Consider the following 13,284-nt stretch of genomic DNA (forward strand, 5'->3'; position numbering starts at 1 on the left):
CGCCCCTGCCTCTTCAGCGGCCTCGTGCCCGCCAGCCGCGCGAAAGGTATAGTGCGGCCAGCGCCGCGATCCCCAGAGCGGTCAGCAGCGCGACATGGCGATATTCGGTGCTCCAATTGACGGCGACGATGCCGATCAGCGCCCAGCCGACAGCGATGGAATAGGTGAGCGCGGCAGGGCGGCGCGACTGCACCCACAGCGCGACCGCCAGCACGGCAAGGATCAGCAGGATCGCGGCCGGACCCGCCGACATGATGCCATAGCCGCTGAGAAGAACGGCAATCGCGACGCCCGTCGCTGCGGTCAGCCAACCGGCATAAAGGCCGACTGGACCGACCTGCCAGAACGGCTGCCTGTCGCCCGCGTGCAAAAAGGCGATGATTGCTGCGACCACCATGACGACGATCATCGCGGTCGCCAGAATAGGCGAGGCATTGGCGGCGGCGATCCAGAATGTGCCCACGGTCAGGCTGACCAAAAGCGGGCGACGCATTCTCTGCCATTCGGGATCATACGGCGCCTTCAGCAACCCCCAGACGCTGCCTGCGATCAGCCACAGATAGATCAGCCCCCAGATCGAAAAGGCCCATCCGGCGGGCTGCACTGGCCAGCGGTGCTGTACCACCGGAAACTGGTCGGGTGTGAAGCCGTTAAAACCGTCGCTGGCCAGCGGCGACAGCGCGAAAAGCACCGCAAAAAGCAGCGTCAGATGCGGCAGGTATCTGATCATCATCTTACAAGCCTCTTCGTCAGGCGCATTGCCAGCCCATAGGGCAGAGCACGCAGAAATTTCAGCGGCAGAGTCAGGCGTCGCGGGAAATGCACCTCGAATCCGCCTTTATCGAGGCCGTTCAGAATGGCTACAGCGGCGGCGGCGGGTTGCATCAGCGCGGGCATGTCGAAATCGTTCTTTTGAGTCAGCCGCGTATCGACAAAGCCCGGACTGATCAGGCGGACATCAACATCATTGGCAAGTTCGGCCCGCAGGCTTTCCGCCAGATTGATAACACCCGCTTTGGTTGCAGAATAGATCTGGCCCTGCGGAAGGCCAAAATAGCCCGCAACTGATCCGGTCAGGGCAAGCTGCCCGCCCTGACGCAGCAGCGGCACTGCAGCACGGGCGAAGTTGAAACTGCCGGTCAGGTTCACGTTGACGATCCGTGCCGCCTCATCAGGGTCCAGTTCCATCACCTTCCCGGGGTCATAAAGCGCGGCCAGCGTGATCGCCCGGTCCAACTTGCCGCCATCGATGATCGCTTTCGCGACCGTATCTAGGCTGTCGCGGTCGGTCACGTCGCAAGGCAGGACCTCTGCCCCGCCCAGTTCCTGCGCTAGATCGGCCATTCTGTCCTCGGATCTCGCCGACAGGATCAGACTTGCACCGCGCGCCGCCCACAGGCGAGCAAGCGCCGCGCCGATCCCGTCCGAGGCGCCCATGATCCAGATCCGTTCGCTCATATCTCGCCCTTTCTGTGCAGGAAGATCAAAGCCGTGACTGCGACCCCACGCAGAACCAGCGGCAGCGCGGCGTAAAGAAGCAGCAGCGCCTGCAAGGCATGCGTGTCGTTCACCTGTGCCGGACGAAAGCCCGCCAGTTGCAACAGCGGCAGCGCAACCGCGCCCGCCAGCGCCAGCGCGAGTTTCGTCAAAAAGCCAAGCGCGGCATACGCGCGGGTCGCGGCGGCTTGCGTCGATGTGGCCTGGATCCGGTCGGAAAGGATGGCGGGCGGCAGGACCAGATCGGCGCCGAAACAGAAGCCGGTGGCAAGACAGATGACGAAAAAGGCGGCGACATCGCCAGGCCCCAGCATCATTCCAAATGCGAAGCCCGCCATCGACAGGATCAGCGCCGCCGTCCAGACCGGCACCCCTCCTATACAACCGGCCAGCCAGCCTGCCACAGCCGCGCCGGGCAAGGCGGCGGCGAAATAGGTCAGCAGAAAGACACCCGCCAAAGCCTCGACCCCCAACAGGTCGCGCACCAGCATCAGGATCAGGGCGGCGGGGAAGGCCGCCGACAGCAGCACCAGCGCAGCCACGGCATAGAAGGGCATCAGGGCGTGCCAGTCCGGCCGCGCATCGGGCGGAACGGCGATCTGCAATCGGACCGAGGCCAGCCATCCGCGAAAGATCGGCAGCGCTATCAGCAACGCAACCGCCAGCACCGCGGCCAAGGCCAGCAACGCCGCCTGACGCCCGATCAGCTGCTGCAATGCCGAGGGCAGCACCACCGCAAGGATAAGGCCGACCAATCCGAACCCTTCTCGCGCGGCGCTGATCCGCGATTTCTGGTCCGGTTCGCGCCGCCACAGGCCGCCAAGCGTCATCAGGTTGACCGAGATCAGGCTGTGCCCAAGACTTGCCAGAGCCAGGGCCAGCGCGAACCAGATCAGCACCGGCAGCGCGGGCGGCGCGAACAGTGCTGCGGCCCCGCAGGCCAGCAGAACCGCGCCTGTGATGATCAGCCCGCCCCTTCTATTGGGCCAGCGGTCGCCAGCCCAGCCCGCCACCGGGTCCACCATCGCATCGAAAAGTCGCAGCCAGAACAGCGCCAGCCCAAGCGCGGCCAGCGGCACGCCCCTTTCGGTTGCGAAAAAGTCAGGCGCGTGGATGTAAAGCGGCAAGCCGCCGAAGGCCAGGGGCAAGGCCAGCACACCATAAGCCGCCACATCGCGACGGCTTGGAGCTATCTCAGGCATGGGCCAGCCGATACTGTAGCACATCGGTCCGGCCGACCGCGAAGGACGCAATGCAGGCGGCCAGATAAAAGCGCCAGACGCGGATGAAGGCGTCGTCAAAGCCCATCGCCTGCACCTCGGCCCGCTTTGCGTCGAACCGATCCAGCCAATGCGACAGCGTGCGGGCATAGTCGCGGCCAAATCCGAAGGTGTCGTCAACCCGCAACCCGGCGCGTTCGGCCTCTGCCCGGAAACGCGAAGGCGAAGGCAGCATGCCACCGGGAAAGATAAAGCTGCGGATCATGTCGCCGCCGCTGCGATAGCGCGGGAAATAGCGGTCGGCGACGGTGATGGTCTGGATCATCGCGCGGCCCTTTCGGGTCAATGCCTCGGCCAGCTTGCCGAAATAGACCGGCCAGAATTTTTCGCCCACGGCCTCGAACATCTCGATTGAGACGATATGGTCGAAGCGGCTTTTTTCGTCGCGATAGTCCTGAAGCGCGATCTCGGCCCCCTGCCCCAGACGCGCGCGGGCATATGCTGCCTGTTCGCTTGAAAGCGTCAGCCCCTTGGGCGCGAAATCGCCACGCTGCAGTGCGCGTTCGGCAAAGCCGCCCCAGCCGCAGCCGATTTCCAGCAGGCGGCCGGATCCGCCTGCCAGCCCTTCGATGATGCGGTCGTATTTGCGGCGCTGCGCCATCGCCAGATCGTCGCCTTCGGCAAAGATTGCCGAGGAATAGGTCATCGTTTCATCCAGCCACAGCGCATAGAAGTCATTCCCCAGATCGTAATGGGCCGCGATATTCCGCCGAGAGCCCGTCCGCGTGTTGCGGTTCAGCAGGTACAGCAGCCGCATCGCCAATGCCTGAAGGGGCTTGCCATAGATATAGCGGTCAAGCGCATCCTCATTCATCAGCCCCAGGGTCAGCAGCGCCGTCAGATCGGGCGTATCGCACCAGCCATCACGATATGCCTCGGTCAGGCCGATATCGCCCTTTGCCGCAAGCGAGGGAACCGTGCGCCAGTCTTCGATCGTCAGCGCAGCATCCGGTCCCGGCTGGTCGCCTGCGAAAACACGGGTCGCGCCGTCGGGCGTTGTCAGGCGCAACCGGCCAAAGCGAATGCCGTCCAGGCTGCGAAGGAACTCTGACCTTATGCGATCTTCAAACATCCGATCTCTCCGTCGTAGCCTCTGATTGGCGTCTCTCAAGCTGTAATGGTTTGGTGCGATAGCGCACACCGCGCGACAACAGCTTTGCTGCCTGCCAGTGGATCAGCGCGGTGACGCGCAGCGGCTGAAATGCATGGCGCAACGCGGCGCGGCGCAGGGCCTTGGTGGTCAGCGCGCGCGCCTTGCCAGTCATAGAGGTCTGAAGCCACAGTTTGCCATCCTTGCCGAACCAGTCCACCCAGGCCCCGAAGCGGCCCGGCGCGGCATCGAAGCGAAAGACATAATGTCCCTCGCGCGGCAGGAAGGGCGAGACGTGAAACAGCTTTTCGCCGGACAGCCGATCGCCCGGTTCGATCACGCGATTATTCGCATGACGGCAAAGATACAGATGGCTTTCGCCGAAGGTGTTCGTCACCTCGGCCAGCACCGCCCGCAAGCCGAGATCATCCCGCGCCAGCCAGAAGCTGACCGGGTTGAACCCGTGAAGCAAACCGCGCGGCATCGTGACCAAGGCGGTCCGGCAATGTGCCAGATCGACCGGCGCCAACTGCGACTGGATGAAGTCGGTCAGCGGGCTGCCATCGCGAGCACCGTGATCGAGCCGTCGCAACCGCCAGAGCCCCGGTCGGTCAGGTCGCAACGGCAGGCGACCGGCCTCCAGCGAGTCAACCGGCAGCGCCGCGTAAAGCGAGCGATAACGGAACTGCCGCGTCACATCACCCGCCCGCGCGTGCCAGATCGCGGCGTCGATCAACGCGCCATCCCACAGATCGGCCATCACGCGGCCACCGGCTTCGGCGCGGCCCATGGATCGGGGCCAAGCGGCCATTCGACAACCATCGATTGCGCCACGCGCAGCGCTGAGAGCAACCCGTCCTCGTGAAATCCATAGCGCGTCCATGCACCCGCATAGTGAATTCCGCCACGGCCCTGAATCTCGCTAAGACGAGCTTGGGCGGCTATCGCTGCCGCATCGAATTGCGGATGCGCAAAGCTGGCTTCGTTGTGCACATGATCCGGCTCGATTTCGGGGTTCAGGGTCACGATGAGCGGGCGCGGGGTTTTCAGGTTCTGCAACCGGTTCATCCAATAGGACAGGCTGATCGGCCGATCCGTCGCCGGACTCGCCCCCCGCGTGACATAGTTCCACGACGCCCAGACCGCGCGGCGTCGCGGCATCAGCCGGGGATCGGAATGCAGCACCATTCGGTTCGCCTGTGTGCGCAGCGCACCTAGAATAGCGATTTCATCCTTGTCGGCATCTTCCAGCATAGCCAAAGCCTGCGGCGCATGGGTCGCAAAAACAACTCTGTCGAAACGCTCTGCCCCGCGCGGGCTGAAGATCACGACCCCATCCGCCCCTCGCCGCACGGCGTAGACCGGGCAGGACATACGAATATCGCCCGCGATCTGTTCAAGGATTTTTTGCACATAGACCTGCGAGCCACCCGCCACCGTCAGCCATTGCGGCTGACCATTCACCGACAGCAGGCCGTGATTGTCGAAGAACCGCACCAGGGCGCTTGCCGGGAACTGCATCATACCGGCCGTTGGCGTCGACCAGATCGCGCCTGAGATCGGCAGCAGGAAGCGTTCGCGGAATTCATCGCCAAGACGCAGCGCGCCCAACAGGTCCCCGATGCTGCCCTCATGCGCAGAATGGGCAGGCGCCTGGCGGAAGAAGCGAAGGATATCGCGGATCAGGCGCCAATGCCCGGCATCCATCAGGCACATTGGCTGCGCGAACATCGCGCGGGTCGAGAACGTGCCGTATTCGTATCGCCCACCTTCGAAACTGGCCGAGAACGACATGTCGCTCGGCTCCAGCAGAACGCCAAGCTTTTCCATCAGCGGAATGAACAAGGGATAGGTGCGGCGATTGCAGACGATGAATCCGGTATCGACATCTACACCCATTGCCCGCACGGTGCGCGCATGGCCGCCCGGCCGCGGTTCTTTCTCGAACAGGGTGATGTCGTGATGCGGATAAAGCAACCACGCCGCCCCCAGACCCGATATTCCACTGCCAATGATCGCGATGCGCAGACGCTTCAATATAAACCTCAAAACAAATCAAGTGAAATCCGGGCAAAGCATGGCCGTCGCCCGTATCAGCCTTATCTGCCGCAGGATCACATCGCCGGCAGAAGAACGCCGTCGATGACGTGAACGACGCCGTTGCCGGCCTGCAGATCGGCAGCTGTGACGGTCCCGCTGTCGTTGATCTTCACCATATCGCCGTCCAGCGTGAGATTCAGGCTGCAGTTGCCCATTGTCGTCACAGGATGGGCGCCGCCATCATCGGCAATCATCTGTGCGACATCGGCGGCCACAGCCCGCGTCTCAACCACATGGCAGCCGAGGATCTGGACCAGTTTGTCCCGGTTTTCGGGCATCAAAGCATCCTCAAGTGCGCCATCCGGGAGTGCCGAAAAGGCAGCATCGGTCGGCGCAATGACGGTGAACGGGCCTTCGCCCATCAGAGCCTCGCCCATTTCGGCAGCGACAACGGCCTGTTCCAGGGTTGTGTGGTCCTCGGACGCCATCACGATATCCGCGACAGTCGCCGGCATATCCTGCGCGACGGTGGCCGTGGCTGCCAGAGCAAACGCCGTGGTCACAGCAAAATTCAAGAATTTCATTCCATCCTCCTGTGGTTGGTAGTGAAGAGACGAGGCTTAAATGTCTCTTGTTGCACAGCTCACGCTTTCGTGAAGATCGAGAACGACTTGCGGCGTTCAGTGCGCTGTTGCATCCTCAACGACAGCTAACCGGAGCCATCGATGACCTCAGATGCAGCAGAGCTTCAGGAACTGCTCGCTCGCGTCGCCCTGCGGGACCGGGCTGCGTTTCGGCAGCTTTACCACATCGCCTCACCGAAACTTTTCGGGATCTGTTTACGTATCTTGAAGGATCAGGTGGAGGCGGAAGATGTGTTGCAGGAGGTGTTCGTAAAGATCTGGCACAACGCCGATCGTTATGCCTCGCAGGTGGCAAGTCCGCAGGCATGGATGAACGCAGTCACGCGCAATCTGGCAATCGACAACCTGCGACGCCGCAGGCCAGGTGGCGGTGATCTGGACGCGGCAGAACGCCTAGCGGACGACAGGCCCGGCCCCGAGGATGCGGCTATGCTGCGATCCGAGGGCCGAAGGATCGAAGCCTGCCTTGCAGAGCTGGAGCCAAGCCGGGCCGAAGCAGTTCGCCTCGCCTATGTCGAAGGCGAAAGCTATCTGGAACTGGCCGAACGCTTCGGTGCGCCCCTTAACACCATCAGAAGCTGGCTTCGGCGCAGCCTGATCAGGCTGAGGGAGTGTCTGACCAGATGACCGACGACGCCCCGGAACTTGATCCCCGCGACATTGCCACGGCTGGCGAATATGTTCTTGGCATCCTACCGCTTGCCGAGCGCGAAGTGTTCCAGCGCCGCCTGCTAAGCGAACCGGCCCTTATGGCTGAGGTCGCAAGATGGCAGACGCATTTCGACCCCATCGCGGATGAGGTCCGGCCGGTCAGCCCGCCCGCCAAGGTGTGGAATGAGGTCGAACGGCGGCTGTTCCCTGAACTGTCCCCATCCGTGCGCCCCGTCAGGCTCTGGAAATGGCTGTCCACCGGTTCTGTTCTTGCATCAACTGCGCTGCTTGCCCTGCTGTGGCTCGGGCAGCCGGGTCCTGACGCCGAACCGCAGCTTTGGGTTTCGGATATGGTATCGGCCGACAACAGCATTCGCCTGACCGCGCTCTATGACGAAACCGATGGCGAGATGCGGGTATCGGTCGCGGGGCAGCCGCCCGCTGCAGGCCGCGATTTCGAGCTTTGGCTGATTCAGGGCGACCGCGCGCCCATCTCGCTGGGTGTCATGCCGCATGAGGGGCAGGCAGCGATGCCGATCCCGGAGGATCTGCGAATTCTGGTCGCGAATGCCACCCTTGCCATCACCGACGAACCCGCCGGTGGCGCGCCGGCTGGAATTGCGACAGGACCCATCGTCGCGCAGGCCGAAATGCGCAGGATCTGACATCAGTTTGGCAAAAACGGGTATCCAAGCGATGAATGGGGCCGTGTGGTGTTGTAATCGCTCACCCAGGCATCGATCTGATCGCGGGCATGGCCGTCTTCTGCATCGGCTAATGTAATCCGAAGCGCGCGGGACCTATATTCCCAGCGGTCTTTCGAGGGCAGCCAATACATTGTGCGCGAACAGCGACAGGTCGCCGCACCGAGTTCGATCTCATCTGAAGCCCTCGGTTGCATGGCGCAAGGCTGCGGAGTCCACGACTCCGCGCTGCCGAGCTTGCATGGCACGGAAATAAACAGGCTCTGCCCGCTCACGCAGACAAAGCCCGGCCGCGTCGCGCTGATTTTCTCAGCGGCGGCGCGTAAGTCCCTTCCAGACACGACCCGCGTCGCGATCTGCGCCACCCTTGATCGCGCCCATCCATGCGGCCACCGCTGCAACCAAAGAGGACACTGCCAAGAAGAGCGCAGACCAGATTGCCGCGTGGCGGGCTTTCTCTGCCGCCGCAATGGCTTGATCCTTGGCCTCTTGCAACCGCTGTTCAGCTTCCGCCCGCAGTTCCTGTGCGCGCGTCTCAGCTGCGGCCATGGCCTCCTCGGCCTGCGCCCGTGCGTCCTCCAGCCGCTGCTCAGCCTCGGCACGCAAATCCTGCGCCTGCTGAACGGCCTGTTCAACGCGTGAGTCAATCTGGGCCGGGGTGAGTTCGGTCCGAGCGGCCAATGCACTCCGAAGATAGTCCAGATCATCCTCCGGCACCTCTCCGGTGCGCAGCACGGTGCCGAGAATATTCGCGACTTCGCCGCGGATCTGTTCGTTGGAAAACTGTTCGGGCGCAGCTTGCTCACTGCGCAGAAGCCGGTCCGTGACTCAATCCAGCGGATTGCCGCCCATGTTTCCGGCGCCATTTTCGCCGCCAATCGCGGAAGCCGCGCCACCGGCCAGCTGTCCGACCCCACTGATCGCGCCACCTGCGACCTGGCCTACGCCTCCGACAACGCCACCGGCCAGTTGACCCGCCCCTTGGGCGACACCGCCGACCGCAGAACCGGCTGCTTCGACCGCGGTCTCCGCCGCATTGCCCGCGACCCGCGCACCGCTTGAAATGGCACCCGCCGCCACGAAGCCGGTCAAAAGCGTACCGAGTGCCCACACGGTCAACCCGTGGATCCCGTCACGCGCTTCAACCTCGGCTTCCGCTGTTGCGCTGCGTCGACGCATGCGGCCAGCGACGTAGCCGCCCAAAGCATAAACAGCGACCATCGCCAGAAAGGCAAAAAGTCCGACCAGAATAGCCGCAAAGGTTCCCAATCCTTCGCCCTCTTCGGGCGAAACGGAACCCAAGCCTATTGCGGCGGTGAAGCTGGTGAAAACCACCCACGCGCCGGCTGCGATGGCAGCACCAGCAAAAATGGAAGCCCAATCCACATGCCCACGCCGATTGTCGTCTGCAATTATCTCGGTCATTATCCCCTTCTTAAAATACTAACCACGCGGTGGAAGGTGATCGGAAGCGTAGTCTCTTTTTCGCACATCAAACAACTTAACATTTTTCAAGACTAAGGCTTCGAAGGCCCAGCTGCGGTTGACCAGTTCTGCTCTTAACGCTCTCTCAGGATCGGACCTGCAACGCGACCGACTTGGGAATGCAGAAAGTCGACGTGCGCACCGCAGATATAAGCAGTCGCCGCAACCGACCCCTAAGAAGGGCGGGCCTATTGGTGCTAGTTCAAGCCATAGCGTCTGACGCTTCAGCTTGAGAGGAAGGGTAGCCGCGGCTGAGCGGGAGCGTGCACGGAAACTTCGCCGCGACATCGATGCCGGGTAGGAACTGCCCCGTATCGGGAAAAGGCACAATTTTGCCGTTTCCTCTTGGTCCTCTGGTCAGATCTTGAGATAACGGTGGCGGGCAAAATCTTGGAGTAACGCCTTGGCCCCACGGCGTCTCATCATCTCAGGCGGAAAAGCCGGTCGTCCGGGTCTTTCTTTCCAGCGATGCCAGCGGCCACAATCTGCGCGGCGATCATTGAGAAGGTGATCCCATTCCCGCCGAAACCCATCACGGCCCAGACCCGATCATGCCCCTTGACCCGGTCGATGATCGGCAGCCCGTCATCCGTGACGCTAAAGGGCGCGGACCAGGCAAACTCTGCCGGGCCGACACCCAGTCCGGTCAACTTTTCCAGCTTCGCGATGATGGTCTTCGATTTGCTGGCCAGCAGCTTCGGATCGCTGTTTCTCTCTGATGCATCCTCATCCTCGCCCCCCGCGATGATCCGCCCCGAGGGATCGCTGCGAAAATAAAGGTAGGGATCGGATGCTTCCCAGACGATGGTGTCTTTCAGCCAGCGGGGCATGTTAATGATCTTGCCTGTCGCAAGCGCCCAGGTCGATGTGACATGGTGCGATTTCGCCTGCATCTGGGGCAGGAATTCGTAACCTGTGCAGAAGGCCGCGTGATCCGCTGTCAGCACACGACCATCGCGGGTGGCGAGCGCCACGCCGCCCGGAAGTTCGGCCATGTCGGTAATTTCGACAGGTGCGGCAAGCAGCGCGCCGCGCTTGCGGCAGGCGCGCAACAATCCTGCTGTCAGCTGCGCAGGGTTTGCGCTTGCTGAATCCGGCGACAGGATCGCGGCTGCGCGCGACATGCCATAATCAGCGTTGAGCGTCGCGCGGTCGATCAGTTCGGCCTCGATGCCGATCTTTCGTCTGGCCGCGACCTCGTCTGCAAGGTCGTCAGCATCCATCTGTTTGCCCGCGAGATATAAAGCGGGCTTGCGCTGCATCTGGCAGTTGATCTTCAGCCTTTCGGTCAAGCCTGCCAGATCATTGACAGCCGCCACGGACCGACGCCACGCGGCGTTCGCCGCGCGCGCACCGCGCTGCGCCTGAAGTTTGGTCAGGGGCACGTCAATCTCATGCTGGATCATCGCGGTCGAGGCCGGGGTTGATCCACTGACCGGCGCGCGGCGATCCAGGATCAGGACCTTACGGCCCTGCCGCGTCAATGCCTCGGCTGCAAGGGCGCCACTGATACCGGCGCCCACGACGATCACGTCAAACCGGTCACGGCCCGGTTCGGCGCGGTGTCGCACGGAAATGCCGGGGGTGGTCAGCCAATATGGCTTGCCGGTCCGCAGATCATCCTTGCGCGTTTCGGCGTCCTTGCCGTCTGTCATCTTCGATTATCCAATAAAAAGGGGCCGCCTGAACCGGCGGCCCGTCAGGGTCAGGCAAGATCACGGACCTTCGGCTCTCGGTCCCAATAGCGCTTGCTTGCAGCGGCCACGAAATCCTCGTTCTTGACGACGCCTTCATCGGCTTCGATGTGGCAATGATCCAGCAATGCCTTGGAGCCTGGGCAATGGCCGATGGCTTTCAGATGGGCATAGGCGTCACTGACCCAAGCCTTTGCGGCCGCATCCTTTTTCAGCATTTCGACCTGCTCAGGCATCAACACCATGGCAACAGCGTCAAAGATGACCGAGGGGCTGCCCGCAAGCTGACCATCCGCGGCAAGCGTGCCACCCTTGACCTTCATCTCGCCCACCTTCGGGGCGACCAGCATCACGCTGCCGCCCTGCGCCTCGACATCGGATTTCAGCTTGTCGATCGTTGCCTTGTCCGACCCTTCGGCGAACAGAATGCCGATCTTGCGGCCTTTCAGCGTGTCCTTCCAGTTCTTCTGGATCGAAAGCGCGTCCGAGGGCGCAAGCTCGACCGGTTCGCGGAAGGGCTTGGCCGCCTTGGGAAGATCAATCCCCAGCCCATCGGCGACACGCTTGCCGAGATCAGGATGGATGTTCTGGATCACCGACAGCACGCGGTCGCGCACATGCGGCAGGCTGACCTTGGACAGCTCGAACGTGATCGCACTGGCGATATGGGCGCGTTCGTTGTCGGTCTGGCTCAGCCAGAACTGGCGCGGCTGGCTGTAGTGGTCCCCGAACGTCTCATCCCGCTTGCGCAGCTTTTCGGACGGCTCGTTGCCAAGTTCAGTGTTGTCCTCATAGGTGTGAAAGACGGTGCCGGTTTCGCGCGGGCCGGGATCCTCGCCCGCCTCATCAAGGCTGTTGGGTTCGTAATTCGCCCGGCCCTTGGGAATCATGGTCTGCATCATGCCGTCGCGCTGCATGTTCGCGAAGGGGCATTTCGGGGCGTTGACCGGGATCTGGTGGAAGTTCGTCGTCCCAAGCCGCGATTTCTGCGTGTCCAGATAGCTGAACAACCGCCCTTGCAGCAGCGGGTCGTTGGTAAAATCGATCCCCGGCACCACATTGGACGGCAGGAAGGCGGATTGTTCGGTCTCGGCAAAGAAATTGTCCGGCCAACGGTCCAGCACCATGCGGCCGATCACGCGCAGGGGGGCATCTTCCTCGGGGACGATCTTGGTCGCATCCAGCACCGAATAGGGCAGGCTTTCCGCCAGTTCGTCGCTGATGACCTGAATGGCCAGTTCCCATTCCGGGTAATCGCCTGCCTCGATTGCCTCGAACAGGTCGCGGCGATGAAAGTCGTTATCGGCACCCTGCAGCTTGGCGCTTTCGTCCCAAACCAGTGACTGAACGCCCAGCTTCGGCTTCCAATGAAACTTGACGAAGGTCGATCTGCGGTCCGCGTTGACCAGTCGGAAAGTATGAACGCCAAAGCCGTCCATCATGCGCAGGCTGCGCGGAATGGCGCGGTCGGACATGGCCCAGATCATGGTGTGCATCGTCTCGGGCATCAGCGAGATGAAGTCCCAGAACGTGTCATGCGCGGACGCGGCCTGCGGATAGCCGCGATCGGCCTCCATCTTCACGGAATGGATCAGGTCGGGGAACTTGATGGCGTCCTGAATGAAGAAAACGGGGATGTTGTTGCCGACCAGATCCCAGTTGCCTTCGTCGGTGTAAAATTTGACAGCAAAGCCACGGACGTCGCGCGGCGTATCAACGCTGCCAGCCCCGCCCGCAACGGTCGAGAAGCGGGTGAAAACAGGTGTACGCTTGCCCTTTTCGGCAAACAGGCTGGCAATGGACATATCCGGAATCGGGTCGGTGCATTCGAAATAGCCATGCGCGGCGCTGCCACGTGCGTGGACAATGCGTTCCGGGATCCGTTCGTGGTCGAAATGGAAGATCTTCTCGCGTAGGACAAAATCTTCAAGCAATGTCGGGCCGTTCGCACCCGCCTTCAGGCTGTTCTGGTTGTCCGATACCGGTACGCCATGATTGGTGGTCAGCCGCTGATCGTCGCCGGCGCGCTGATGCGTTTCACCTGCGTTTCCTGTCTGGGTTTTCTTGTCCATGGTAGCTCTCCGTTAGCTGGAATGTCTGATCACGGCTTCTGCCGCGGGTTCTGGCTAAAGTTCTGTCACTCGAAAAAGGGGAGGCCGATGTCGCTGCCGCACAGATGGATAAGCACGCGCGTCGGCT

14 protein-coding genes are annotated in these 13,284 nt (G+C 62.2%); 2 read left to right on the top strand and 12 right to left on the bottom strand.

Features of this window, described 5'->3' with window-relative positions:
* Nucleotides 1-13: 13 nt before the first annotated feature.
* The 7 genes from PAF20_RS12670 to PAF20_RS12700 form a co-directional block, all read right to left on the bottom strand.
* On the bottom strand, nucleotides 14-733 hold the full coding sequence (locus PAF20_RS12670) for a TspO-related membrane protein (protein WP_271070988.1): 720 nt from the start codon (nucleotides 731-733) through the stop codon (nucleotides 14-16).
* Entirely contained in the window at nucleotides 730-1,458 is a 729-nt protein-coding gene (locus tag PAF20_RS12675; protein ID WP_271070989.1) for an SDR family NAD(P)-dependent oxidoreductase, read from the bottom strand. Before PAF20_RS12675 ends, PAF20_RS12670 begins: the two co-directional genes overlap by 4 nt.
* Nucleotides 1,455-2,699, bottom strand: coding sequence for an MFS transporter (locus PAF20_RS12680; RefSeq protein ID WP_271070990.1), 1,245 nt, complete (start codon nucleotides 2,697-2,699; stop codon nucleotides 1,455-1,457). Before PAF20_RS12680 ends, PAF20_RS12675 begins: the two co-directional genes overlap by 4 nt.
* The gene (locus PAF20_RS12685; RefSeq protein ID WP_271070991.1) at nucleotides 2,692-3,849 is read right to left on the bottom strand and encodes an SAM-dependent methyltransferase; all 1,158 of its coding nucleotides are present in this window, start codon (nucleotides 3,847-3,849) and stop codon (nucleotides 2,692-2,694) included. The genes PAF20_RS12680 and PAF20_RS12685 overlap by 8 nt, the downstream gene beginning before the upstream one ends.
* Nucleotides 3,842-4,657 (bottom strand): DUF1365 domain-containing protein, encoded by an 816-nt coding sequence (locus PAF20_RS12690; RefSeq protein WP_271070992.1) that lies wholly within the window; start codon nucleotides 4,655-4,657, stop codon nucleotides 3,842-3,844. Before PAF20_RS12690 ends, PAF20_RS12685 begins: the two co-directional genes overlap by 8 nt.
* Nucleotides 4,627-5,904 (bottom strand): NAD(P)/FAD-dependent oxidoreductase, encoded by a 1,278-nt coding sequence (locus PAF20_RS12695; RefSeq protein ID WP_271070993.1) that lies wholly within the window; start codon nucleotides 5,902-5,904, stop codon nucleotides 4,627-4,629. Before PAF20_RS12695 ends, PAF20_RS12690 begins: the two co-directional genes overlap by 31 nt.
* A gap of 77 nt (nucleotides 5,905-5,981) precedes the next feature.
* Nucleotides 5,982-6,491, bottom strand: a complete 510-nt coding sequence (locus PAF20_RS12700) for a fasciclin domain-containing protein (RefSeq protein WP_271070994.1) — start codon at nucleotides 6,489-6,491, stop codon at nucleotides 5,982-5,984.
* A 141-nt stretch (nucleotides 6,492-6,632) separates the two neighbouring features.
* Here PAF20_RS12700 and PAF20_RS12705 point away from each other — a divergent pair, with 141 nt between their 5' ends.
* Together PAF20_RS12705 and PAF20_RS12710 are read left to right on the top strand one after the other, a co-directional pair.
* Entirely contained in the window at nucleotides 6,633-7,178 is a 546-nt protein-coding gene (locus tag PAF20_RS12705) for a sigma-70 family RNA polymerase sigma factor (protein ID WP_271070995.1), read from the top strand.
* Nucleotides 7,175-7,867: an anti-sigma factor gene (locus PAF20_RS12710; RefSeq protein ID WP_271070996.1), complete on the top strand. Its 693-nt coding sequence runs from the start codon at nucleotides 7,175-7,177 to the stop codon at nucleotides 7,865-7,867. The genes PAF20_RS12705 and PAF20_RS12710 overlap by 4 nt, the downstream gene beginning before the upstream one ends.
* Before the next feature lie 2 nt (nucleotides 7,868-7,869).
* On the opposite strand, the gene PAF20_RS18865 is transcribed toward PAF20_RS12710, so the two are convergent.
* The 5 genes from PAF20_RS18865 to PAF20_RS12730 all read right to left on the bottom strand — a co-directional run bounded on the left by PAF20_RS18865 (nucleotide 7,870) and on the right by PAF20_RS12730 (nucleotide 13,157).
* Nucleotides 7,870-8,103 (bottom strand): integrase core domain-containing protein, encoded by a 234-nt coding sequence (locus PAF20_RS18865; RefSeq protein WP_353620591.1) that lies wholly within the window; start codon nucleotides 8,101-8,103, stop codon nucleotides 7,870-7,872.
* A gap of 112 nt (nucleotides 8,104-8,215) precedes the next feature.
* Nucleotides 8,216-8,641 carry a hypothetical protein gene (locus tag PAF20_RS12715; protein WP_271070997.1) on the bottom strand — a complete coding sequence of 142 codons (426 nt, stop codon included), beginning with the start codon at nucleotides 8,639-8,641 and terminating at the stop codon, nucleotides 8,216-8,218.
* A 93-nt stretch (nucleotides 8,642-8,734) separates the two neighbouring features.
* Complete coding sequence (locus PAF20_RS12720) at nucleotides 8,735-9,331, bottom strand: hypothetical protein (protein WP_271070998.1); 597 nt, start codon at nucleotides 9,329-9,331, stop codon at nucleotides 8,735-8,737.
* Nucleotides 9,332-9,813: 482 nt separating this feature from the next.
* On the bottom strand, nucleotides 9,814-11,046 hold the full coding sequence (locus tag PAF20_RS12725; protein WP_271070999.1) for an NAD(P)/FAD-dependent oxidoreductase: 1,233 nt from the start codon (nucleotides 11,044-11,046) through the stop codon (nucleotides 9,814-9,816).
* Between the two features lie 50 nt (nucleotides 11,047-11,096).
* Nucleotides 11,097-13,157: a catalase gene (locus tag PAF20_RS12730; protein ID WP_271070621.1), complete on the bottom strand. Its 2,061-nt coding sequence runs from the start codon at nucleotides 13,155-13,157 to the stop codon at nucleotides 11,097-11,099.
* Nucleotides 13,158-13,284: the final 127 nt, after the last annotated feature.

This window comes from Paracoccus albus (genome assembly GCF_027913035.1).
Lineage (GTDB): Bacteria > Pseudomonadota > Alphaproteobacteria > Rhodobacterales > Rhodobacteraceae > Paracoccus > Paracoccus albus.